The sequence below is a fragment of the Winslowiella arboricola genome, assembly GCF_025527015.1.
Lineage (GTDB): Bacteria > Pseudomonadota > Gammaproteobacteria > Enterobacterales > Enterobacteriaceae > Erwinia > Erwinia arboricola.
Genome location: NZ_JAODIM010000043.1, coordinates 849,317 through 873,903 on the forward strand (window position 1 = coordinate 849,317; position 24,587 = coordinate 873,903).

Below are 24,587 nucleotides of genomic sequence, written 5' to 3' on the forward strand. Positions count from 1 at the left end.
TGCCTGTATCCCTGATTATTGACTGGCAAAGTATCATATTTCTTAGCGGGTAATAAACCACCCATGCAATGTGCTAACGCACGGATATGATCGGCAAAAAAAAACGGGGCGAAGATTCGCCCCGTGACTTAGCAACGCGCTGACTCAGAAGAAACCAAGTGGCTGCACGCTGTAGCTGACCAGCAGGTTTTTGGTTTGCTGGTAGTGATCGAGCATCATTTTATGGGTTTCACGGCCGATGCCGGATTTTTTGTAGCCACCAAAAGCGGCATGCGCCGGATAGAGGTGGTAACAGTTGGTCCAGACGCGTCCGGCTTTAATCGCCCGGCCGACACGATAGGCGCGATTAATATCCCGCGTCCAGACACCCGCGCCAAGGCCGTAGATGGAGTCGTTAGCAATCGCGATCGCCTCCGCTTCATCCTTAAAGGTGGTGATCCCCACTACCGGCCCAAAAATCTCCTCCTGGAAGACGCGCATGCTGTTATTGCCTTTCAGCAGAGTCGGCTGAATGTAGTAACCGGTCGCCAGCCCCCCTTCCAGCTTCTCAATGCCGCCGCCGGTCAGCACTTCCGCCCCCTCCTGCTGCGCAATTTCCAGATAGGAGAGAATTTTATCAAACTGCTGCTGTGACGCCTGCGCGCCGACCATGGTTTCGGTATCCATCGGGTCGCCACGCTTAATGGTTTTGACGCGTTTCAGCACCGCTTCCATAAAGGGTTCGTAGATCGACTCCTGCACCAGCGCACGCGACGGACAGGTACAAATTTCCCCCTGATTAAGGAATCCCAGCACCACCCCTTCCGCGGCTTTCTCAATAAACGACGGCTCGGCCTGCATAATGTCTTCAAAGAAGATATTCGGCGATTTTCCGCCCAGCTCGACCGTGGAGGGAATCAGGCTTTTCGCCGCCAGTTGCAGAATATGACCACCGGTAGCGGTGGATCCGGTAAACGCGACTTTGGCGATACGCGGATGTGACGCCAGCGCTTCGCCCGCTTCACGACCGTAACCATGCACCACGTTCAGTACCCCCGGCGGCAGCAGATCGTTAACCAGCTCCGCAAACAGGGTAATCGACAGTGGCGTCTGTTCCGCCGGTTTCAGCACCACGCAGTTACCGGCCGCCAGCGCTGGCGCCAGCTTCCATGCCGCCATCAGCAGCGGAAAGTTCCACGGGATAATTTGCGCCACTACACCTAATGGTTCGTGGAAGTGATAGGCGGCGGTAAACTCATCAATCTCCGCCACGCTGCCTTCCTGCGCGCGCAGGCAACCGGCAAAGTAACGGAAGTGGTCGACGGCCAGCGGCAGATCGGCAGCCAGGGTTTCACGCACCGGTTTGCCGTTATCCCAGGTCTCATTGATCGCCATACGTTCCAGATTCTGCTCCAGACGATCGGCAATTTTCAGCAGCGTTAATGAGCGCACCTGAACCGAGGTTTTGCCCCAGGCCTCGGCGGCGGCATGGGCGGCATCCACCGCCAGATCCACATCGTCCTGGCCTGAACGGGGAAATTCCCCGATAACCGAACCATTAACCGGGGAAGTATTGGCAAAATATTCGCCATTCTGCGGTGGGACAAATTCGCCGTTGATATAGTTACCATAGCGTTGCTGGAGGGTTATCAGCGAATCTTTATATCCGGGATATGCATAGCGCATGGTCATTCTCCTGCCCATTTGATTAGTGTTTTTATTAACAATTGAATAACGGACTTTTAACACTGGCAGAGGGTATGGAGAATGTCAGTTAGCTTGAGATGAAAATGTGAAGCAGGCTTTAATATTTCGGCAGAAACGATATTTATCCCCTTACCTTCAGACATTAACTGAAGGTGGTGAGATCAGCAGATCAAGCATTTTCTCGCGCAACGGATCGCGGGCATCACGCATCCACGCCACCGATAACGGCAGGCCATTTATTGCGCCGCCGGGACTACCCTGCAGCGGAATATAGCTGACATTGCGCGCCGGCATACGTGATGTCCACTGCGGCACAATGGCAATCCCCAGCTCCGCCGCCACCAGGTTAATAATGGTCTGCTTCTCATCCGCAAGCTGGGCAATTTTCGCGGTCAGTCCCGCTTCAGCAAACAGATTAATCGACAGGTCATGACTGTGCGGACGCGACTTCCGTTCCGGCACAATTAATGGCTGGTCCTGCAGATCGGTAATCTGTAAATATTGGCGGCTGGCCAGCGGATGATTATCCGGGACCGCCACCACAATCGCTTCATTAAATAAAAAGCGCATCTCAATATCGCGATCCGGTTTCTCCGGCGGACGGATAAATACCAGGTCCAGCCGTCCTGATTTTAGCCGCGGTAATAAACGCAGGGTTTTGTCCTCGAATATCTGCACTTCCACTTCGGGATATTGTTTGCGAAATGCCTGTAGCAGCTGCGGAATCAGGCCGGCGGCGGCGCTGTCGATCGCGCCAATTTTCAGCATTGTCGCCTGATGACGTCCCATCTGGCGGAAGCGGCTGGCGAGGCTATCGGCTTGTGCAATCAACAAGCGCGCCTCGTCAAGCAGCAGCAGGCCGGTCGGCGTCAGCGCAACATTGCGCGTTGAGCGGCTAAACAGCCTGGCGCCAAGATCTTCCTCCAGCAGGCGGATATAGCGCCCCAGCGCCGACGGCATCATATCGAGTCGCTGGGCGGCATGACCAAAATGCAGCTCTTCGGCTACCGCAATAAAACAGCGCAGTTGGTGGAGATCCATACAGGCTTCCTTAAAAGATTATATCAATTTTTTGTATAAACCACGGCTAATGATCCCTGAAGGATTTTCTCCATACTCAGTTCTGTAACGCCTGTTACTACCCTACATAAAATAAAAGAGGAAAACCTCACTATGACCTGCAAACTCGAAAATCGGGTATTGCGCAAAATTACGCTGCGCATCGTCCCTTTTATCATGCTGCTCTATTTCATCGCTTTTCTCGACCGCGTCAATATTGGTTTCGCCGCGTTAACGATGAATGAAGAGCTCGGATTCTCCCCCACTGTTTTTGGTTTTGGCGCCGGTATCTTTTTTATCGGCTACTTTCTGTGCGAAGTGCCCTCTAATTTAATTCTGCATAAAGTCGGGGCGCGTATCTGGATTGCGCGCGTCATGATCACCTGGGGTTTAGTCTCCGGCGCGATGGCATTCGTCCAGGGCACCACCAGCTTTTATACCCTGCGCTTTTTGCTGGGTGTGGCGGAAGCGGGTTTCTTTCCCGGCATTATTCTCTATCTGAGTTACTGGTTTCCTGCTCAGCGCCGCGCCCAGGTGACGGCGATCTTTATGGCCGCCGCGCCACTCTCTACCGCGCTGGGTTCGCCAATCTCCGGCGCGCTGCTGGAGATGCATGGTTTATATGGCTTTAGCGGCTGGCAATGGATGTTTGTCCTCGAAGCAGTACCGGCGCTGATCCTCGGCGTAGTGGTGCTGTTTTACCTGACCGATCGGCCGGAAAAAGCCAAATGGCTGAACGATGAAGAGCGCGAATGGCTGACCACCACCATGGCTGCTGAACAGGCGCGCCGTCCGCAACAAGGCCACCAGAGCGTCTGGCGTGGCCTCGCCGATAAACGCGTGCTGGCGCTGGCGCTGGTATATTTTGGCACCTCTGCCGGACTCTACACGCTGGGCATCTGGTCACCGCAGATTATTAAAAGCTTCGGTATGTCAGCGCTGGCAGTGGGCTTTATTAATGCCATTCCTGCGGTGCTGGCGGTAGGGGCGATGGTGTGGTGGGCGCGCCATTCGGATCGTCACAATGAGCGTACCTGGCATGTGATCGCAGCCTGTCTGCTGGCGGCGCTGGGTCTGGTGTTCGCCGGACTATCCGGCTCGCTGGTCGGGGTTATCCTCGCGCTGGTGCTGGTCAATATCGGTATCAGCTGCTCAAAACCGCCGTTGTGGAGCATGCCAACCCTGTTTCTGTCCGGCTCTGCGGCCGCGGCAGGCATCGCCACCATCAACTCCATCGGTAATCTCGGCGGCTTTGTCGGCCCGACGATTATCGGCGTGATCAAACATCAAACCGGCAGTTACACCAATGGCCTGTGGTTTGTCGCCGCACTGCTGGTGTTCTCCGCGCTGCTGGTGCTGTGGCTCTCCTGGTCGCAACGCCGGATGCAGCGCACCGACGATAATTCCACTGTTTCCACTCACACTTTGATCAACAAATAAGGACTCTATGATGCGTACTTACTCCATTGCTGCCATTCCTGCTGATGGTATCGGCCCGGAAGTGATCAATGCCGGTATTCAGCTGTTACGCAGTCTTGAACAGCGCTTTCCCGGCCTGCAATTTAATATCCAGCAGTTTGACTGGGGCTCGGATTACTATAAGCAACATGGCGTGATGATGCCGGAAAACGGTCTGGAAGTTTTAAAGCATTTTAACGCGATCTATTTTGGCGCGGTCGGCGCTGCCGATGTGCCGGATCATATTACGCTGTGGGGACTGCGCCTGCCGATCTGTCAGGGTTTTGATCAATATGCCAATGTGCGGCCGACGCGGGTATTGCCCGGCATCTCTTCTCCGCTGCGCAACTGTGGCCCCGGCGATCTTGACTGGATTATCGTGCGTGAAAATTCGGAAGGGGAATATTCTGGTCATGGCGGCCGCGCCCACCGTGGACTGCCGGAAGAGGTCGGCACCGAAGTGGCGATCTTCACCCGTACCGGCGTCACACGCATTATGCGCTACGCCTTCAGCCTGGCGCAGTCTCGTCCGCGCAAACAGCTGACGGTGGTGACCAAATCCAACGCCCAGCGTCACGGCATGGTGATGTGGGATGAAATTGCCGCCGAAGTGGCGCAGGAGTTTCCGGATGTCAGCTGGGATAAAATGCTGGTCGATGCGATGACCGTGCGTATGACGCTGCATCCGCAAAGCCTCGACACTATTGTCGCCACCAATCTGCATGCGGATATTCTCTCCGATCTGGCTGGCGCACTGGCGGGCAGCCTCGGCGTGGCGCCGACCGCCAATATCGACCCTGAACGCCGTTTCCCGTCGATGTTTGAACCGATTCACGGCTCAGCGTTTGATATCACCGGCAAAGGAATTGCCAACCCGGTGGCCAGTTTCTGGACTGCCGCGCAGATGCTGGAACATCTGGGTGAACATCAGGCCGCTGAAACGCTGATGCAGGCCGTGGAAAACGTCTGCCGCGCCGGAATCAAGACGCCGGATGTCGGCGGCAGCGCCACCACGCAGCAAGTGACCGATGCAGTAGCGGCGGCCATTATGCAGACCAGCGCGGTAGCGGAGAGCGTGCTGTAACCGAGAGTTAAAGGTGAACACGCAGACGCGTGTTCACCGCCCTTCAGCCGGTCTGCACCTGACGCGGCTGCGCATTACGGTAGAAGGTTTCCAGCAGGCTGCGCGCCCAGTCTGCGCCCTGCAAACCGACGCCGTCATCACTAAGCCCGGCGGGCAGGCAGGCGGTCATAATCTGCGCATCAAATTCCGGATGAAACTGCACTGACAGCGCTGTCGGCGAGTAGCGAATAATCTGACACTCATCAAGCGCAGAGCGCGCCAGCACTTGCGCCCCGGCTGGCGGCTGCACCACCGACTGACGATGGGATAGCCAGGCTTCAAACTGCGCGGGCAGTGCTGACAACAACGTATCGCCCGGCGCCAGATTTTCCACCGGCTTTAAGCCCCGCTCCCAGCCACGCGGATTATCGGCAACTTCCCCCCCCAGCGCATAAGACATCAGCTGATGACCATAACAGACGCCCAGCAGCGGCAGCTGTTGTTCAATGGCGCCACGCACCCAGGCGGCGGTGCGTTCGCTCCAGTCGGCGTGGTCAGTGACCATCGCCCAGGAGCCGCTCAGAATGGCGGCGGAAACTTGATCAAAATCGGGAAGCTGCTCGCCAAGATGCGGGCGCACCACAATATAGTCTTGTGGCTGTAACTGCAGCGCCTGCACAAACCAGTGGCTCTGCTCACCAACCTGCGCACTGACAGCGGCAGGAGGCACTTCCAGTTGAATAATCGCTAAAGGCGCTTTGGCTGAATAAGACATGCCGAATCAGGATCCTTGTCGGTTAACGCAAAATCAGCGTGCTGATTAAGTCAGGTATCGGTTAACCAGTTTGCCAGCAGTTGTGCCGCGCGTCTCATAACTTTTTCTGAGGACCTTATGCCGCTGCGGTTAAAAAAATTACTGTTCCGTTTGCCCCGTGAAAGGAATATTCGTGTCATGATAAGTCGTGAGTTAACAACGCAAAACTAAGGACTGCGTCGTGGCACTGCGTCATTTTTTTCTGGTTTTACTGGTGGTCTTTCTCTGGGCATTTAATAACGTCGCCATTAAGTGGGGCCTGCTGGATCTGCCGCCACTGTTTATGACCTGCATGCGCTTTGTAGTGGTGGCTGTTTTGCTGATCCCCTTTACCCGGGTGACGCGCGAACAACTGCGCTATCTGCTGCCGCTGGCATTTACCTTTGGCTTTCTCCATTTTTCGCTGCTGTTTGTCGGCATCAACTATACCGATGCCGGTACCGGGGCGATTGTGGTTCAGCTCGGCACACCCTTTGCGATGTTGCTGGCAATGGTGGTGCTGAAAGAGAAGCTGACGCTGATTCAGATCTTCGGCATCACCATTTCACTGACCGGCGTGGTAGTACTGACCGGCAGTCCGACCATTCCCAGCTGGTGGGTGCTCTGCCTGCTGTTGTGCAGCGCCGCAGGCTGGGCCATAAGTAATATGATTGTCAAAAAATCGCCGCCGATAAAACCGCTGACCATGACCGGCTGGATCTCATTTCTGGCCATCCCGATTGTCGGTCTGGCCTCCTGGCTGATGGAGTCGGATCAGCTTTATGCCTTAACCCATTCCGGCTGGCGCGGCTGGTTCGGCATTTTATACAGCGCCATCGGCTCATCGATTGTCGCTTATTCATTGTGGTATGCGCTGCTGAAGCAATATAACGTCAACCTGATTATGCCCTACTCGCTGTTAACGCCAGTGCTGGCGGTGATTATGGGCGTGCTGGTGCTGGGCGACAGCATGAATCTGTTTAAAGTGGTCGGCGCGCTGCTGGTCATTCTCGGTACGGCAATTTCAGTGATCAATCTGCGTAATTTACGTATGCATGCCCGTTTTCCACGTCTGCCGCGCCGGCGAAAAACGAAATAGGCCCGGGCTGCGCTTCAGCTGACGGAAAATAGTGCGATCTGTTGCTACCTTGTATTACTGAGTCAATAAAGGGAAAAGGCAATGGATCACGGCAAGGCGGCAATTTTCTGGCAGCAACTGTGGCACAGCTTACGCGATGCGGATACTCCGCTGCCCGTAATCCATTTTTGCGGCGAGCAGACGCTGAGTTCGGCTTATCCGGTCAGCGAGCTGGCGGCAACCAGCATCGCGCTGGCCACACAAGCTGCGGCGACGCTGGTTACCAATCCGCATCCGGTGGACGTCGATGTCCGCCTGGCAGCACGCTGGTTTCAGCATTCGCTGCGCCCGCTGAATCGCCAGCGCCCTTCTCTGTGGGACCCTTTCGCCGGTGATTATGCCACTGCTGATGGCTGGATCCGTCTGCATACCAACGCTCTTCACCATCGCCAGGCAATGGAATCGGTGCTCGGCCAGCAATCTGACCGTCAGGCCCTGGCGGAAACAGTCCGCAGCTGGCAAAAGCAGACGCTGGAACAGGCGATCGTCGCCGCAGGCGGTTGTGCCGCCGAGATGCGCAGCCTGAACGCCTGGCGGCAACATGCGCAAGGACAAAGCGTGGCGCGCGAAGCGTTAATCGCCCGGAGCCTGCAAGCACAGGCGCCGCCGCCGCGATGGCAACTGCCGCCCGCCCGTCCGCTGCTCGGCGTACGGGTACTGGATCTGACGCGGATTATCGCCGGGCCGGTGGCGACGCGTTTTCTCGCCGGACTGGGCGCAGAGGTACTGCGGATTGATGCGCCAGAATGGGATGAACCGGCGCTGGCGGAGGAGGTCACTCTCGGTAAACGCTGTGCGCGGCTGGATCTGAAATCAGCCGCCGGACGTCAGCAGTTTGAATCGCTGCTGGGCGCGGCGGATGTGCTGGTGCATGGCTACCGCGCCGATGCGCTGGAAAAGCTGGGCTACAGCAGCGAGCGCCTGCAACAACTGTCGCCAGGGCTGATTGATGTCAGCCTGAATGCCTGGGGCTGGAGCGGCCCCTGGCGTAACCGGCGTGGTTTTGACAGTCTGGTGCAAATGGCGTGCGGTATTGCCGAAGCGGGCCGCCAGTGGAAAAACAGTGAGCAGCCGGAGCCACTGCCGGTTCAGGCGCTGGATCACGCCACTGGCTATCTGATGGCGGCCGCGGTGCTGGAAGGCATGCGCCAGCGCCAGGCCACGCAGTGTGGATTCAGTGCGCGGTTATCCTTAGCGCGCACCGCCTGGCTGTTAAGCGATAATCCCGCAACAGACCACCCGGCCACCGCGCTGGTGGCGCAGCCTGCTGACGAGTCAGATATTATTGAGTATTCAGCCTGGGGAATCGGTTACCGCCTGCGTGCGCCGGTATGGCTACACGGCACACCGCTTATCTGGTCGCGCCCGCCTGCGCCGCTGGGTTCCTCCCGCGCGCAATGGCTGCATAAACGCAATTAATCACGCCGTAAACCCGCCGATGATAATAAATATGATCGCAGTCATTATTTCTCGGCGGCCTCTCCCTTAGTCTCCAGATGATAAACCAATAAACCTTCAATCACTCTACGGGGACTGAAACATGATTATTTGCGATCGCGACGACTGGGCGCGCGAACAACACGCCTTTCATCCGGTAATCAATCAGGCAATAAGCTGGATTGCCGGCACCGATTTAAGCGCGCTGCCCACCGGTAAATATGACATTTTGCCGGACAACCAGATGTTCTGTATTTTGCAGGAGATGAATACCGAACCCGCTGCTGACCGTCCTGCCGAAGCGCATTTCAACTATGTGGATATTCAGTATCTGTTAAAAGGCAAAGAGAGCATCGGCGTGGCTCGCGCGAATGCGGCGAATGTCATCACTGAAGATTATGCGCAGGAACGCGATATCGTGTTTTATCAGCAGGTGGTGAATGAGTCGATGATTCACCTTGAGCCGGGGATGTTTGCCGTCTTCTTCCCTCACGATGTACACCGTCCCTGCTGTCAGACGCACGGCACCTCCGCCCTCCGCAAGGCGGTGATCAAAATTAACCTCAGCCTGTTCAGTTAAACCACCAGCCTGCCGGGCGGATGCACTGCCGTCCGGCAACCTGTGATCTACCCCTCATTTCTTTCACCTGGTTTCATTTTTGTTTCCTTCCGTTTTTCACCGCCACATATGATCGCTGTCACTTTTTACCCGCAAGCGCTCCCTTAGGCTTTATCTAACTTGCTGAGGTGACAATGTTTCTTGAAGAACGCCGCGAAAAAATTATCGATTATCTGGACGATCTGGAACGCGTCAGTGTGGCCTGGCTCGCCGCAACTTTTGCGGTCACCAAAGAGACCATCCGCAGCGATTTAGGCGCGCTGGCACGAATGGGCCTGGTGCAGCGTTGCCATGGCGGCGCGATTATTGTGCGCCGTAACCTGCAGGCAAAGTTAATTAGCGAAACCGGCGGCAATTTTGAAGTGCTGCTTAAACGGCTGGAAGATCAGCGTCAGAAAAACCAGCATCAGCGCAAACGGAGTAAAAGCATGAAGGGAAAGGTCTGTATTCTTGGCTCGTTTAATGTCGATATCGTGGCCAAAGTGGCGCGTTTTCCCAAAGGCGGTGAATCACTGCTGGCGCTCGGCAGCACCTTAGGTCCGGGCGGCAAAGGGGCCAATCAGGCGATGGCCGCCAGTCGCGCCGGCGCGCGCGTGCACTTTGTCTCCAAAGTGGGCACTGATCAGTTCAGTCAGTTCGCGTTTGACCATCTGTCCGCATCCGATATTCACTCTTTTAAGCTGTATCAGACCGATGTCGAACCCACCGGCAACGCGATTATTTATGTGTCGCAGGAGAATGGCGAAAACATGATCGCCATCTACTCCGGCGCCAATAAAACCATCACTGACGATGAAGTGGCGGAGCTGACCCACGAGCTGTCGACCTCGGATGTGCTGCTGTTGCAGCTGGAGAATAACTTCTCCGCCACGCTTAACGCAATGAAGCTGGCGAACACCCTTGGTGTGCAGGTAATTATGAATCCGGCGCCGTTTTCCAGCGACATCATCTCCTGTCTGCAATATGCCGATGTGGTGACGCCGAATGAAACCGAAGCATCACTGCTGTCCGGCATTGAAGTCACCGATCTGGAGAGCGCCAAAGAGGCGGCGCTGGCGATTGTACGCCAGGGCGCGCGCCGGGTAATTATCACCATGGGCTCGCGCGGCGCATTGCTGTATGACAACCAGCAGTTCCAGCATATTGCCGCCTTCCCGGCGCTGAGCGTCGATACCACCGGCGCCGGTGATGCGTTTAATGGCGCCTTCGCGGCGGCGATTGCCTCCGGCGACACTATTGCGCAAGCCGCCACCTACGCCTCCGCTTTCGCTTCACTGGCGGTCGAACGTGAAGGCGCATCCAATATGCCCGATCATCAGCAGGTTGCTGCGCGTCTTGCCCAGCGCTGATGCCATCACTATTTAACCATTCGCGGCAGAGCCTCTGTCGCCAGGAGAGAACAATGAAACAGATTGAAGGCATTGTGCCGGTGATGTTGACGCCTTTTACCGATGATAACCAGATTGATTATCCCGGTCTTGAGCGCCTGATTGAGTGGTATCTGCAGCAAGGCGTCGATGCGCTGTTCGCAGTGTGCCAGTCGAGCGAAATGCAGTTCCTTACCCTGCAAGAGCGCGTTGAACTGGCGCAGTTTGTGGTGAAAAAGGTGGCCGGACGCGTACCGGTCATTGCCTCCGGCCATATCAGTGACGCGATTGAGCAGCAGATTACTGAGCTGACGGCGATGGCAAACAGCGGTATCGATGCGCTGGTGCTGGTGACCAACCATCTCGATGCGAAAAATGAAGGCAGCGAGGTGTTTTATCGCACCCTCAACCAGCTGCTGGAAGCACTGCCAGCCTCAATGCCGCTGGGCCTCTACGAGTGCCCGGCGCCATATCGTCGTCTGCTAAGCGATGAAGAGTTTAGCTTCTGCGCCAGCAGCGGTCGCTTTGTGGTGCTGAAAGATGTCAGCTGCGATCTGCCAACCGTTGAGAAACGTGTACGTCTTGCTGAAGGTACGCCGCTGAATATCATTAACGCCAATGCGGCGATTGCCTGGCCCGCCATGCAGGCCGGTTCGAAGGGCTTTAGCGGCGTGTTTACTAACTTCCATCCCGAGCTGTATCACTGGCTGTATCACCACGGTGCCGAACAGCCTGAGCTGGCGCAGGAGCTGTCGCTGTTCCTTTCTCTCGGCGCGGTCACCGAAACCCTTGGCTATCCGAAAAACGCCAAGATCTATCATCAGCGTCTCGGCACCTTCGACAGTGAGTTTTGCCGGGTAAACAAAGATAACGTGCTGGAAAAATTCTGGGGCCTTGGCGTGTTGCTGGATCAAATTCAGCAGGGCACGGCGCTGTGGCAAAAGAAAATCGCGGGTTAACCCTGTGGAAGGATGGCGTAGCAATGCGCCATCCGCTGTACCCCAATACCCGCTAACGATAACTATACGGGAATAAACACCATGATTATTTGCGATCGCCAGGATTGGGCGAGGGAAAAACACGCCCTTCATCCGGTCATCAGCCAGGCTGTTAACTGGATTCACCACACCGATTTTACTGCCCTGAGCAGCGGGAAATATGACATTTTGCCGGACAATAAAATGTTCTGCCTGCTCCAGGAGATGAACACCGTTCCTGCCGCTGAGATGCGCGCCGAGTCGCACTTTAGCTATGTTGATATTCAGTATCTGTTACAGGGTGAGGAGAGTATTGGCGTCGCGCGTGCTCATCCTGAACACCGTATAACCGAAGACCGCGCTGAGCAGCACGATATCGTGTTCTATCAGCACACCATAAATGAATCGATGATTGCCCTGGAACCCGGCATGTTCGCCGTGTTCTTTCCGCATGATGTTCATCGTCCCTGCTGTCAAACCCACGGCGAATCGGCAATCCGCAAAGCGGTAATCAAAATTCACCTGAGCTTGTTCACCCACGAGAATCCATGATGAAAAACGGTCAATCAACTCTGGCTGCCGCCAGCCTGCCCGGCACAACAGCATCAGCCACGACGCCGGTGGTTACCCGCCTGCGCTGGGGCATTATTCTGATTCTGCTGACTGCCGCGGTGGTCAATTACCTTGATCGCGCCAACCTCAGTATCGCCAATACCACTATTGCCGCCGAATTTGGCTTCTCGCAGACCGAAATGGGGTTGCTGCTGTCGGCGTTTCTCTGGCCTTACGCGCTGGCTAATCTGCCCGCTGGCTGGCTGGTGGATAAATTTGGTCCGAAACGGATGTTCTCGTGGGCGCTGGGACTGTGGTCAGGCTTTACGGTGATGGCGGCTTTCGTTAACAGCTACTCGATGTTTTACGGCTTACGCATGATGCTGGGGATTTCCGAATCACCGTTTTTCACCTCCGGGATTAAGATTACCCATCGCTGGTTTGGCGATAAAGAGCGCGGTTTACCGACAGCGATTATTAATACTGGCTCGCAGATCGCTAATGCTATCGCCCCACCGATTCTCACCGTATTGCTGCTGACACTCGGCTGGCGTGGGATGTTTATCGCTATCGGCCTGATGGGCATTCCATTGATTGTGGCGTGGCTGAAGTTCTATCGCGACCCGACCGCGCGTGAAGATGCGCTGATCCACGCCGGACACCGCACCGTCGCCGAGCCTGAAAGCCAGGGCACGGTTAAAGTCAGCTGGGGCACGCTGTTTAAGCAGAGAACCACCTGGTTTATGGTGATTGGTAACTTTTCGATTATGTTTACCATCTGGGTATATCTGACCTGGCTGCCAAGCTATCTGGAAAAATCGCTCGGTTTCAGCCTGAAAGCCACCGGCTGGATTGCCTCGATTCCGTTCCTTGCCGGTATTCTCGGGGTACTGGTGGGCGGCATGCTCTCTGACCGTCTGGTGCGGCGCGGTATGGCCGCGATTGGCGCGCGCAAAATCCCTATCGTGGTCGGTGCGGCGCTGGCAGCCTGTTTTGTCGCGCCGATCCCGTTTGTCAGCAGTACGCCGCTGGCGATTACCCTGCTGTCGCTGGGCTACTTCTGTTCGCAGATGCCACAAGGTGCAATCTGGACGCTGGCAACCGATATTGCGCCGAAAGAGCAAGTCGCGTCACTGGGGGCGATTCAGAACTTTGGTGGTTTTCTTGGCGCGGCGATGGCGCCGATCGTCACCGGTATTATTCTGGATATGACCGGGAAATTTACGAACGTGTTCCTGCTGGGCGCGGCACTGCTGATGCTGGGAGCGATCAGCTACGGCCTGTTTGTGAAGAAACCGCTGAGGTTAACCCACTAAGATAAATAAAGGGCGGCATCGCAATATGCCGCTCTGCTGTTACTCTTCGGCTAGCTCATCTCGCATCGCCTGTACCGCTTCACGGCTGATTGCCGCCAGCGTACGGTAAAAAACGCTACTGGCATGAGCCTCCACTTTGCCAAGGAACTGACCACACCACGGCATCAGATAGTCGTCAAACAGCGCAATCTGCGCCTGACTCTCATCCTCTTCCGACTGATCTTCCAGCCATGACGCCGCCAGCAGTAAAGCGCCAAAATGGTCAACCGGCGCATCGCCGATCGGCATGCCGCGCTGCTGCAAAAAGGCACGCACATCCGCTTCCTGCGGGCCGTTTTCCCACTGCGAAGCGTAAGGCGGCACTTTGCAGTCACTGCCGACAAACAGCGCATTGTAATCCGCGGCCAGCGCCTGCGGATCGCTGTGCTGTTGCAGACGGGTTAACAACTCATCCTGTTCCAGCGGCCAGTGCTGCTGCAACTTACCTTCACGCAGCATGCTAAACAACGGCACCAGCAACGGATCCTGCGGCTGACGATTAAACAGCGAGCCGAGAATGCGGCAGATGATGGAAAACTCATTCATTGATATCAGTCCATTCAGAGGTTCAAAGTGACAGGGTCACAAATTGGCGAATTCTTCAATATGCGATCGCCCGCGCAGTTCAAGGAACTCCAGCAAGCGGCGCGGCGTGACATTTAACACGCGATCTTGCGGAAAATCCACTTCGCGCATAATGCGCAGGCAGTGTTCGAAATTACCGAGGGTAAAGGCGGTATGGGAGTCTGAGCCAAAAGCCAGGCGTCCGCCGGCATCTCGCACTGCGGCGGCAATCGCCCGACAGTTAGGTTCACTGCCCGCCCGCGAGGTGGTAAATGAGGAGTTATTAATTTCCAGCGCCACATCATATTTTGCCGCAGCAGCGGCAATCGCCGGAATATCGACCGGGAACTTAGGATTGCCCGGGTGCGAGATAATATGGACATCGCCATTCGCCATCGCAGCAATCATTGCCTCGGTATGGGTGGCTTTATCCTGGGGTGGAAACACCGGCTCATGAAAACCCGCCACCACCAGATCAACCGCATCCAGCATCGGTCCGGTGCAGTCAATATCACCAGCGGTATTTTTAATATTGGCCTCAATACCGCGCAAAATCCCCACCCCATCCACCAGCCGCGGCCAGATACGCATATTAATAAAATGCCAGGCGTGCGGCGCATCGGCCATATCCGGGCCGTGATCCGTAATAGCGAACAATTTGATATTGTTGGTTTTGGCATGCACCACGTAATCGTGCAGGGTGCTGTAGGCGTGGGTGCTGGCAACGGTGTGCATATGAAGATCAACGGGGTACATAGTTTTTTTCTCCTTACGGGTTAAGGCAAGGATAGCATCTTTCGACCCTGGCTAGCTGAAAAACGGGGGTCTTTGCGTTTTGTGTCACTCAGATGCTGATTGTTCTGAATTTATTTACAGGTTACTGATTGATGTAAATAAAAAAGCGCCAGCAAGCTGACGCCTTTTAATAACTGGCCCGGACATTGCGCTAATTAATAGCCGCGCGCGATATCAACCTTCCCTTCCGGCATTTCACCCGCTTCGCGCTGCAAAATCGATTTGGCAATATAGTCCATCGCTTCATCCGGCAGGGTTACCGCCGCATTATGCGGGGTAATCGCAACACGCGGATGCGCCCAGAGCGGGCTTTGTTCCGCCAGCGGCTCCCGGGCAAAGACGTCCAGCGCCGCCGCTTTAATCTCCCCTGCTTCCAGCGCCGCCAGTAAGTCATCCTCAACCAGATGGGCGCCGCGCGCGAGATTAAGCACAAAAGCGCCGTCGTTAAGCTGGCTCAGCAACTGGCGATTAATGATGCCAACAGTTTGCGGGGTATTGGGTAGCAGGTTAATCAGTACCTGGGTGCCGTTAAGGAAATCACTGAGCTGATCGGCACCATGATAGCTGGTGACCCCCTCGATCTGCTTCGGCGAGCGGCTCCAGCTGCGAATCGGGAAACCCCAGACTTTCAGGCTTTGCGCTACGCTGCTGCCTAACACCCCGGCGCCAAGAATACCGACAGTGAAGTTTTTACGGCTGTAGTTTTCCAGCGACTGCCATAATGCCTGCTGTTTCTGCAACTGGTAGTCATCAAAGCGACGGAACCAGCCAAGCACGGTGCAGACTGCATATTCCTGCATTTGCAGGCCCATACCGGTATCTTCCAGACGAAACAGCGGCACATGTTCCGGCAACATTTCAGGGTGTTGTTTAAGCTGGGAAAGAATGTCATCGACGCCAGCGCCAAGGGCAAAAACGCCTTTTAGCTGATTGCGTCCCTGTAGCATCGCCACTGGCGGGGTGCGGACTAATGCATAGTCCGCCGGGGCACTGTCGCCCGGCAGCCATTTGCGGATGGTGGCCTGCGGCAGGCGTTGCTGTAACCCGTTGATCCAGGTGGTGGCGTTAAAGAATGGGTGATAAAAAATAATGTCCACTTTCGCTCCTCTTTTTTCTCAAGGCTCAGGGAAAACCGGCGTGCTGGCAAGTAAAAATTGATCTGAATCACTTATTAACGGCTAACGAAAGAAGCGGGCAATCCATGCTATTCGCTGAATTTCGCAGCAAAGTGCTGCAAAACTGTCTGATCGCATCACCAGATGATGAAAGAATATTGACGCGATAACTGGAAATCCCTACATTAGCGCCCGTCGACAAGCTGCTTGTTGACGACAACAGGGTGAGGTGTCCGAGTGGCTGAAGGAGCACGCCTGGAAAGTGTGTATACGGCAACGTATCGAGGGTTCGAACCCCTCTCTCACCGCCATATTTTAAAGAGAAAGCCCGAACTGATGTTCGGGCTTTTTTTATGTGTTGAAGCTGGTCAGCCGTTCTGTCCCCTGTCCCTGTCCCCCCGATGATGCCAAAAGCCAGGTTGCCCGCTCCGGTATAACCGGTAGTTATATTTATAACAGTATGCTATTAATAATAAATCATAACGGAAAGCGGCATAAAAGTTCTCATTATGGAACAGTAATATGATCTATCAACATATCGACAGAGAATTATTTGAATTTATCAGCAACCCGATTAAAAATCGTTGTTATCTGACCGAGAGGCCTGCATCACTGAGTATAGCGGCCAGAATACTGTATAACGTCCCATTCTTACGCAAGTTTATTAATGATAAAGATGCAATGGCCATTTTTGAACGGCGGTATGCTGCATATTTAACAGAGGCTTCTGCTGCAACTCAGTCTTTAGCGCCTGGCCATCATGATGTAAGGGATGAGAAATATATTTCAGTAATAATGAATAACTTTACCCGTTTTTTTAAAATCGGGGTGTTATTTGCAAATGATGATGATTTTTCTCAGGCTGATAAAAAACTGGCTAATGGACATATCACGGCTAATCTGCTGACTAAGCTTGAGTACCATTGTAACAGAATCACTGAAGCCTTTGATCTGAGTGATGATTATCTTCACTCAATCTCTGCGAACGAAAAGTTGTGGATCTCATTTTTCCTGAGTGAAGTTTACTTGCTGTTAAAATGCAATATTTTTACTCTAAACCTTAATGGCAATGATATTTTTATTGAGTCTGGTGAAGAATTCAAACAGAAAGTAAGAGGTTACTGGATTTCTGAAATACTTGAGGCTAATTCCAAAACCTCGGATATCAAAGCCTTTATAGATCTCGCCTCTGCCCTGACAAGACGCAAAACACTTCCTGCAGACCTCGCCAACGCCTCAATTGATTATATTCTTGATAAAGTTTTCTCGATAAACCCAAACTACATAACACCAGCAGTCAGCGCCAATGAAAAATACCAGTTTCTTAGAGAGGTTATATTTTTCTCCTTAATTTTAGAATGCAATTTCCTTTCAGGATCCCATGCTGTTGACAGACAGTACTTTCTTAACAGCAAACATATCAGAGATAAATCCCTGCAATTTATTGAGCAGCACTTACTCCCGGCATCGGACGCCAGATTAAACAATGAGGGTGGTTTTATCTGTCAGAGTGGCGACTCAGGCTATAAGCGGGCAGGCTTATCGTTTAAATATGGATTGCGTAAATTTTGCGGCATGTTGTTGCAGGCGCAGCAGGATAATCTGAAAGGAAAAGATTTTAAAGGCGAGCTGGGTGACTTTTTTGAGGTTGATTATATTCTGAATTACCTGAAGAAATTAAATTACTTTGGCTATACACCGCACGCAGGATTTAAATCAACCAATAAGTCGGAAATAAAAGGCTATGATGTTGATATTGTTTTGCATGACAGCAGAAATGATATCTATTATTTTATTCAGGTTAAATATCGTTTCTCTGCGCTACCGACGTATTTCTCTGAGCAATTTATGTTCTTCAATGAAGACTCATTTAAAAAAGGGTATGTGAATCAGCTTATTACATTGAAAGATAACTTCTCTCATCAAAGCATCAGAAACCAGTTACGTAGCCGGGGACTAGCGGCCGCCACTCTGGAAAACAGCCATTTTATTTTGCTGCACAATATACCCTTCCTGAATTTCTATGAACATCAGGGGGTTTATTTCTATGAATGGAATCTGCTTAGAAATATCCTGCAGGATGGCAAAATACACTGGCGGAAAGGTGATGAGATGGGTAATGAAACCACCAGCAATACGTTACAATTGCATAAACCAGAAGAAATTATTGATGCTTTCCTGAATAATAGTATTAATGGTCAGCAGCTTCAGCAACAATTTGAGCTGTTCAAAAACTCGAAGTGTCTGTTCCGCTTTGGCAAAGAAAATGTTCGTTGCCAGATGCTTTAGATATCGCCGCAACGCTCTTCTACACAGTGATGTGTTAAATACACTCTTTATCCTGATGGAGGAACTCAGAGCGAAAGGCTATGCTAGCGGGCCTGCAACGATGAGTGAAAATATCACCGCTTAAGGCATTGTCCTGCCCGCAATAAGATCACTCTCCATCCACTTCTGCCCTGATTACACGATAAAAATATACTTCACCGCCGCAATCAATGCCGCCAGCCCTATCGCAAGCATAAATTTTTTAATCCAGTCCAGATCGGTGTGGATGCTTTTCAGCTCGGACTGCAGATCGGTGCGGATGCTTTTCAGCTCGGATTCCAGCTCGGTCCGCATGCCGTTCATATCTGTCCGCATGCATTTAAGATCGGATTTAATATTTTCATGCAGCAGATTCAAATCTGACTTAGTGGCGATCTCACTGTTGTAAACCCCACCAACCAGCTTCACCATAGCTTCAGCCTGTTTCTCATTGATACCTGCATCCTGCAGTTCCTTAATTGCCCTGTGGGTGTCGAGGGGAATCGCAACCATCGGTATTACTCCCTTAATATATGCATAGCGCAAATAATCTGCAAATTCGCCACGCAATGCAATATCCCACCCTGATATTTCTCTTATCTTTACTTTACTTGCCAGAGAGTTAACCCCTCCCGCTCGTTGACGGGAGGGAGGCAGATTACTTAATACCCATCGCCGCACGCAGGGTATAGAACAGGTCGGTCTGATCGGTCAGTCCCACCACATTTGCCGCATGCGGACCGTAAGCCGCGATACGCAACTGGGTGCCGGTGTGGCCCTGTGAATCCTCTTCCGAATTACCGTAGCTGATGGTCATCAGGCCACCCTCTTTGGTATTCAGGGTCTGGGTCAGACCCGGCGCTTTGCTGTCATTGGCAACAATCTGGCTGGAGTGCGCATGGTCAGCGGTCACAATCACCAGCGTATTGCCATCTTTACGTGCAAACTCCAGCGCTTTCTGTACGGCTTCATCCAGATCCACGGTTTCACCAATCTGACCACATGGATTCGCGGCATGATCCTGTTTATCAATCGAAGCGCCTTCTACTTGCAGGAAGAAGCCATGGTCATTTTTGCTTAACAGATTGATGGCTTTATCCGTCATCTGCGCCAGTGTCGGCACGGAAGCCGGACGCTCAGCATTCACTTCGCAGGTGACTGGCTTTCCATCCAGATTCGCATGGTAACTGGCTTTCGGCCCTTTCCAGCGCACCGGCATATTGCCCGCGGCAAACAGACCGAGCAGCGGTTTATCCTGATCCGCGGCGCTGATGGCGTTCATACCGTCAAGATCGTTGACCAGCTGATAGCCACGTAGTTTGGCCTGCTCTTCCAGCGTCTTGCCCTGCCACTCTCCGGCTTTTGCAGTTTCGCCGAAAGTTTTACCGCCGCCCCCCAGCGTCACATCTGCGCGGGCATTGAGTAACTGTTCGGCGATAGAACCTTTACCGCCTTTCTCCAGCGCATTAGTGGCGCAGACTTCAGTGGTTTTTTCCGGGCCGTAACATTTACGAGAGGTGACATGCGCGATCTGCGCAGCTGGCGTGGCATCTTCCAGTTCAGCGGTGGAGACATTGCCGGTGGCTTTGCCTGCGGCTTTCGCCATCTCCATAATGGTCGGATGATCTTTGCCATTGACATCCACGCTAATCGCACCGTTATAAGATTTCACCCCGGTGCTCCAGGCGGTGGCGGAAGCGGCGGAATCGGTCACGTAATCAGGTTTATGCGTTTTTTTATCCAGCGCATAGTGGGTGTACTGACCGGTCAGCGGTAGCGCATCGATACCTTTAAAGAAACCGCCCGCACCCTCAGCATAGTTACGGGCCGCGGTGATTTCGGAGTCGCCCATACCATCCCCAATCAGCAGGATAACGTTTTTCGCCGTGCTATTTTTTAACGACGCTTTTAATGCCTCAGTCTGATCTTCCGTCAGTCGGCGTGCACCGCCAGGCTGAGTCAGATCACCCTGCGCAGCGCGGCTGTAAGCAGCAATATCGGCATAGCAGTGGGCAGAAAAAAGCGTGGCGATCAGCGTGAGAGTAAACAGTTTGTTGTTTTGCATTAAGTCGTATCTCCATGAAAAAGTTTTGCCAAAGATTTCAGGGAGCCAGTTTGCGACACAACCATGACAATTTTGTGTCATGGTTGTGTCAATCAGATGTCAGTTATAACAATGCAATTACAATGGCTTATGAGCAGTCTCTTTTGCCTTCCACAATGCAAAGAAGGTAATCAGCAGCGCCAGCACCACATACAGTGATACCCATAGCGTGCTGCCCGTCTCTCTGAACAACGTGGTAATAATCAGCGGTGCGAATCCGCCACCAATAATCCCTGCCAGCGTATAGGCCAGTGATGAACCGGCGTAACGCACATGGGTCGGAAACTGTTCGGTAACAAATGCCGCCTGCGGACCGTACATGATGGCATGGATCAACAGGCCACCTATCACGCCGAGGCAGATTAACCACGGCTGGGCGCTGTCGAGCAGGGCAAAGAACGCAAATGCCCAGATCATCGCCAGCACTGCGCCGATCATATACACCGGGCGGCGACCAATGCGGTCCGACAGCGCGCCAAACATCGGTACGGTAATCGCATTCCCCACCGCGCCGAGCATGGTCGCCAGCAGCGCCAGCGGTCGTGGCAGATTAAGCACGGTGGTGACATACGTCAGGGTAAAGACCACTACCAGCGCATACAGCACATCCGAACCAATACGCGAGCCACCGGCAATCAGCAGCGCACGCGGATGCTTCACAAACACCTCTTTCAGCGGGGTATGCGTGGTTTTTTTGCTTTGCTCCAGCTTCAGAAACGCCGGCGTTTCGCCCACGCCACGACGCAACCAGAGTCCAAACACCACCAGCACCAGGCTTAGCAGGAACGGAATACGCCAGCCCCACTGCTGGAACTGTTCAGCGGTCATCATTACGGTGATCAGGGTGATCAGACCGGTGCCCATCAGCGTACCGCACGACGGACCAACCTGCGCAAAGGAGGCGTTGCGGCCACGCTGATTCGGTTTACCGTGCTCCATTGATAACAGCACCGCGCCGGCCCACTCACCACCCAGAGCAATGCCCTGCACAAAACGCAGTGCCACCAGCAGTACCGGACTCCAGATGCCCCAGCTGGCATAGCCGGGTAACAGCCCCATTAGCGCGGTGGTCACCCCCATAATCACCAGTGTGGTCACCAGCACAAACCGGCGGCCAAGCACGTCGCCAAGATGACCAAATACCATGCCGCCGATCGGGCGTGAGATATAGCCCACCGCATAGGTAGAAAACGCCAGAATGGTGCCGACCAGCGGATCAAACGACGGGAAAAACACATGGTTAAAGATCAGCGCCGCCATAATGTTATAGACAGTAAAGTCATACCATTCGAGCGCGGTGCCAATGGAGCTGGCGGCGGCCAGACGTCCGGTTTTCGGCGTATCTTGCGCTTCACGCGCCGGATTATCAGTATTTAACAGCGTCATGATGGCATCTCCTGCCTGGTTAGCTGCCAGCTCAGCGCGTAAAAACTGGCGTGGGCATTAAGTGACTCACCGGCAAGCGCGGCCAGATACTGGCTGGCGTCGGCGCTGCTGCTTTCAATTAACATCATCGGTAATAACTGGCGGTTTTCGCGCGCCTCTTTCGGCAGCGGCGTGCTCAGGGTGCTGTCCGGCAGCAACAGGCTGGAGCTGATAAAGCCCGCTTCGGCAAACAGACGCTCTCCCAGATGGCGAACACTGGCGATATCCTGCTCTGCTTTTAGCGTCAGAATGGCAAGATGACTGCCGCTGCCAAAACCGACTTTTGCTTCGATGGCGCATACCCGGCGCATCGGATCGATCATTTTATTCAGATTGCTGACCGACCAGGCGGTCTGGCGGGTAAAAGCGGCATGGTAAGCATCGCTGGTAAAATCGGCCAGCGAGCCGGTTTTATACAGTCCGAGGTATTTACGGCTGCCGTCCAGCGCCTGATAACGCGTGCCGCTTAAAAAGCCGCTGATCGCCACACGTTCTTCCACGTGTTCACGGTCATACCACTGGTTAAAGTCAGCTTCATCAGCCGGATTAACATCCGTTGCAACAAACAGCATTCCCTGGGGTGAACGATTCATCGATTTTCTCCTGCAATATGCCCGGTAAATAAAAAGTTACGCCCGTGTCAGGGCCTGTTCGATACTCAGCGCCCAGCCCATCAGCTCGCTGTCCTGCATCGGTAATGCGGAAACCATCAGTCCAACCGGTGCTGCACCTGCTGGCTGACAGGGTAATGAAATCGAGCAACCGTCGAGAAAGTTGATAATCGACGGATTACGCAGCATCGCGCCGTTAACGCGGAAGTAGTGCTCTTCGTCGGCTTCCAGTTCGGCGATGACTGGCGCAATAACTGGCACCGTCGGCATCAGCAAGGCGTGATAGCCCGTTAGCTCAGCGCTGACGCGCTGCTGCCAGTCGGCGCGCTGCTGCTCAAGGGTGATGCGGTCGGCATCGGTCAGTTCGGCGCCGCGGCGGATCCGCGAGATGACCCGTGGGTCATATTTTTCCGGCTGGCGGGCAATCAGCGACTGATGCCACTGCCAGGACTCCAGCGCGGTAAAACCGCCGCGCGCATTGATGGTCGCCAGTTCAGAAAATTCGCTTAATGGCAGGCTGTCCACGGTGGCGCCCTGCGCTTTCAGCTGTTCAATTGCCTGATAAAACGCGCTGCTGACGGCTTCGTCCATGCCATCCAGCGCCAGGGTTTGCGGTACGGCGAATCGTGCATGGCTTAAATCCTGCGCCACCGCCGTTAATGGTTCACCGGCGATCACCGCATCCAGCAGCAGGCAGCTGCTGACGTTATGCGCCAGCACACCAATGGAATCGAGCGACGGCGACAGGGGTTGCAGACCGGCAGCACTGATACGGCGTGCGGTCGGTTTAAAGCCAGTCAGTCCGCATAGCGCCGCAGGAATTCGCACCGATCCGCCGGTATCGGTGCCAACCGAGCCGAGGCACATACCGTCAGTCAGCGCCACCGCCGCACCGGAAGAGGAACCACCAGGAATACGCCGGCTGGCGCGGTCAAAAGCATTGGCAGGCGTGCCGTAGTGAGGGTTGATGCCCAGCCCGGAATAAGCAAACTCGGTCATATTGGTTTTGCCGACGATTACCGCACCGGCCTGCAACAGGCGATCGACCACCGCGGCATTGGCGCTGGCGGCATCTGCCGTTGCGAGAATGGCTGAGCCGCCGGTGGTGGTCTCGCCTGCCACATCAAACAGATCTTTAATCGATACCGGAATGCCATCCAGCGCACTCAGCTTTTGCTGGCGTGCATCCGCGGCTTGCGCCTGTTGTGTTGCGCTCGCGGTATACACCCGGATAAACGTCCGTTTACCTTCGCCATCCGGCGCGTTAATCCGGCTGAAAGCCTGTTGCAGTAAATCGCTGGCTTGCAGGCTGCCCTGCGCCAGTTGTTCACTGGCCTGCTGAAGCGTCACGTTGTTCATCTGCGGCTCCTCAGGCGACGATCGGCAGCACATTGCTGCGATACTGGTGGCTGATGGTGCGGCCGAGGGTTTCATCCACCAGCGCCATACGGAACTCGCTGGCCGGACGGATGCCGCCGATTGCGCCAAGGGTGCCGCAGGTCATCGCCAGACCATTGGCCGGGATACCGCCTGCCGCTTCAGCGCTGGTGTAACGGTCGAGGAGATCCAGCGGCGTACGCAGACTGGCCAGCGTGCCGTCCTGATACAGCACCCATTCGCCCTGCTCACGGATCCACGAACGTAAGATCAGGCTGTCCCAGTGTCCGGCCACCTCTTTCATTGCCCAGGCCTGCTGCGCCACCGGCTTAACGCAAACCTGCTTTGACATCGCCACGCTGTAAGTTTCCAGCTGACGATCGGTATGGTCGGAAGCCAGCGAGACATACAGCTCGCCATCCACGGTGAAGATAAACGGCTCCGCTTCGCCTGAGGTGTGTTCACCCACTACTTCAATGCTGTCAGCCTGCGTCAGCTGGTTAGTTGTAACGCGATAAAACAGCGGAACTGCACCAGGACGGGGCACACCGAGTGCTTCCAGCTCACTGATATGGTGCATAATCGCCTGATGGTCGCGCCCGGTCCAGCCCGCAATAACCAGCTGATTAACATCGGTATTAAGCGTATCGCCATGATTTGCCGGTAAACTAAAGCTCAGTTTCATCACATCCAGTCCTTATTTGAAATCACTGTGAAATTTCACACTAACCTTAAATAAGCGATTTTCATGCCATGTTTTTGTGTAGAATGTGAAAGAGTTCAAA

The 24,587-nt window shown here is 54.2% G+C and carries 22 protein-coding genes and 1 tRNA gene; 11 read left to right on the plus strand and 12 right to left on the minus strand.

The genetic code is table 11. The features are described from left to right. Positions 1–144 precede the first annotated feature (144 nt). A complete protein-coding gene (exaC, locus tag N5923_RS21365) occupies positions 145–1,665 on the minus strand; it encodes an acetaldehyde dehydrogenase ExaC (RefSeq protein WP_267144070.1) in 1,521 nt (506 codons plus the stop codon). Between the two features lie 156 nt (positions 1,666–1,821). Beyond that, on the minus strand, positions 1,822–2,727 hold the full coding sequence (locus N5923_RS21370) for a LysR family transcriptional regulator (RefSeq protein WP_267144069.1): 906 nt from the start codon (positions 2,725–2,727) through the stop codon (positions 1,822–1,824). 132 nt (positions 2,728–2,859) lie between these two features. Here N5923_RS21370 and N5923_RS21375 point away from each other — a divergent pair, with 132 nt between their 5' ends. Together N5923_RS21375 and N5923_RS21380 are read left to right on the plus strand one after the other, a co-directional pair. Next, complete coding sequence (locus N5923_RS21375; protein WP_267144068.1) at positions 2,860–4,185, plus strand: MFS transporter; 1,326 nt, start codon at positions 2,860–2,862, stop codon at positions 4,183–4,185. Positions 4,186–4,195: 10 nt separating this feature from the next. Beyond that, on the plus strand, positions 4,196–5,287 hold the full coding sequence (locus tag N5923_RS21380) for a tartrate dehydrogenase (protein WP_267144216.1): 1,092 nt from the start codon (positions 4,196–4,198) through the stop codon (positions 5,285–5,287). Positions 5,288–5,330: 43 nt separating this feature from the next. Here the strand turns inward: N5923_RS21380 and N5923_RS21385 are convergent, their stop codons facing one another. Beyond that, positions 5,331–6,041 carry a glutamine amidotransferase gene (locus tag N5923_RS21385; protein WP_267144067.1) on the minus strand — a complete coding sequence of 237 codons (711 nt, stop codon included), beginning with the start codon at positions 6,039–6,041 and terminating at the stop codon, positions 5,331–5,333. Positions 6,042–6,261: 220 nt separating this feature from the next. Between N5923_RS21385 and N5923_RS21390 the strand changes: the two genes are divergently transcribed. The 7 genes from N5923_RS21390 to N5923_RS21420 all read left to right on the plus strand — a co-directional run bounded on the left by N5923_RS21390 (position 6,262) and on the right by N5923_RS21420 (position 13,465). After that, entirely contained in the window at positions 6,262–7,158 is an 897-nt protein-coding gene (locus tag N5923_RS21390; RefSeq protein ID WP_267144066.1) for a DMT family transporter, read from the plus strand. 81 nt (positions 7,159–7,239) lie between these two features. Next, on the plus strand, positions 7,240–8,616 hold the full coding sequence (locus tag N5923_RS21395; protein ID WP_267144065.1) for a CoA transferase: 1,377 nt from the start codon (positions 7,240–7,242) through the stop codon (positions 8,614–8,616). A gap of 121 nt (positions 8,617–8,737) precedes the next feature. Then, the gene (locus N5923_RS21400) at positions 8,738–9,214 is read left to right on the plus strand and encodes a YhcH/YjgK/YiaL family protein (RefSeq protein ID WP_267144064.1); all 477 of its coding nucleotides are present in this window, start codon (positions 8,738–8,740) and stop codon (positions 9,212–9,214) included. Between the two features lie 173 nt (positions 9,215–9,387). Next, positions 9,388–10,602: a ribokinase gene (rbsK, locus tag N5923_RS21405; RefSeq protein ID WP_267144063.1), complete on the plus strand. Its 1,215-nt coding sequence runs from the start codon at positions 9,388–9,390 to the stop codon at positions 10,600–10,602. 53 nt (positions 10,603–10,655) lie between these two features. Further along, complete coding sequence (locus tag N5923_RS21410; RefSeq protein ID WP_267144062.1) at positions 10,656–11,579, plus strand: dihydrodipicolinate synthase family protein; 924 nt, start codon at positions 10,656–10,658, stop codon at positions 11,577–11,579. Positions 11,580–11,660: 81 nt separating this feature from the next. Then, positions 11,661–12,149 (plus strand): YhcH/YjgK/YiaL family protein, encoded by a 489-nt coding sequence (locus N5923_RS21415; RefSeq protein ID WP_267144061.1) that lies wholly within the window; start codon positions 11,661–11,663, stop codon positions 12,147–12,149. Next, entirely contained in the window at positions 12,149–13,465 is a 1,317-nt protein-coding gene (locus N5923_RS21420) for an MFS transporter (protein WP_267144215.1), read from the plus strand. The genes N5923_RS21415 and N5923_RS21420 overlap by 1 nt, the downstream gene beginning before the upstream one ends. Positions 13,466–13,504: 39 nt before the next feature. On the opposite strand, the gene N5923_RS21425 is transcribed toward N5923_RS21420, so the two are convergent. The 3 genes from N5923_RS21425 to ghrA form a co-directional block, all read right to left on the minus strand. Beyond that, a complete protein-coding gene (locus tag N5923_RS21425; RefSeq protein ID WP_267144060.1) occupies positions 13,505–14,050 on the minus strand; it encodes a TorD/DmsD family molecular chaperone in 546 nt (181 codons plus the stop codon). A 36-nt stretch (positions 14,051–14,086) separates the two neighbouring features. Next, positions 14,087–14,824: a phosphatase gene (locus tag N5923_RS21430; RefSeq protein ID WP_267144059.1), complete on the minus strand. Its 738-nt coding sequence runs from the start codon at positions 14,822–14,824 to the stop codon at positions 14,087–14,089. A 194-nt stretch (positions 14,825–15,018) separates the two neighbouring features. After that, positions 15,019–15,960, minus strand: a complete 942-nt coding sequence (ghrA, locus tag N5923_RS21435; RefSeq protein ID WP_267144058.1) for a glyoxylate/hydroxypyruvate reductase GhrA — start codon at positions 15,958–15,960, stop codon at positions 15,019–15,021. Between the two features lie 241 nt (positions 15,961–16,201). On the opposite strand from ghrA, the gene N5923_RS21440 reads away from it, so the two are divergent. Continuing rightward, positions 16,202–16,289: transfer RNA gene (locus N5923_RS21440), tRNA-Ser, on the plus strand. 211 nt (positions 16,290–16,500) lie between these two features. Then, positions 16,501–18,267 carry a hypothetical protein gene (locus N5923_RS21445; protein ID WP_267144057.1) on the plus strand — a complete coding sequence of 589 codons (1,767 nt, stop codon included), beginning with the start codon at positions 16,501–16,503 and terminating at the stop codon, positions 18,265–18,267. A gap of 174 nt (positions 18,268–18,441) precedes the next feature. On the opposite strand, the gene N5923_RS21450 is transcribed toward N5923_RS21445, so the two are convergent. The 6 genes from N5923_RS21450 to N5923_RS21475 form a co-directional block, all read right to left on the minus strand. Beyond that, positions 18,442–18,855, minus strand: a complete 414-nt coding sequence (locus tag N5923_RS21450; protein ID WP_267144056.1) for a coiled-coil domain-containing protein — start codon at positions 18,853–18,855, stop codon at positions 18,442–18,444. Between the two features lie 88 nt (positions 18,856–18,943). Then, positions 18,944–20,350 (minus strand): alkaline phosphatase, encoded by a 1,407-nt coding sequence (gene phoA / locus N5923_RS21455; protein ID WP_267144055.1) that lies wholly within the window; start codon positions 20,348–20,350, stop codon positions 18,944–18,946. A gap of 117 nt (positions 20,351–20,467) precedes the next feature. Beyond that, positions 20,468–21,775, minus strand: a complete 1,308-nt coding sequence (locus tag N5923_RS21460) for an MFS transporter (protein WP_267144054.1) — start codon at positions 21,773–21,775, stop codon at positions 20,468–20,470. Next, entirely contained in the window at positions 21,772–22,407 is a 636-nt protein-coding gene (locus tag N5923_RS21465; protein ID WP_267144053.1) for a DUF4286 family protein, read from the minus strand. Before N5923_RS21465 ends, N5923_RS21460 begins: the two co-directional genes overlap by 4 nt. A gap of 36 nt (positions 22,408–22,443) precedes the next feature. Further along, complete coding sequence (locus tag N5923_RS21470; protein WP_267144052.1) at positions 22,444–23,784, minus strand: amidase; 1,341 nt, start codon at positions 23,782–23,784, stop codon at positions 22,444–22,446. Between the two features lie 10 nt (positions 23,785–23,794). Further along, positions 23,795–24,487, minus strand: coding sequence for a DUF2848 domain-containing protein (locus N5923_RS21475; RefSeq protein WP_267144051.1), 693 nt, complete (start codon positions 24,485–24,487; stop codon positions 23,795–23,797). Positions 24,488–24,587 lie beyond the last annotated feature (100 nt).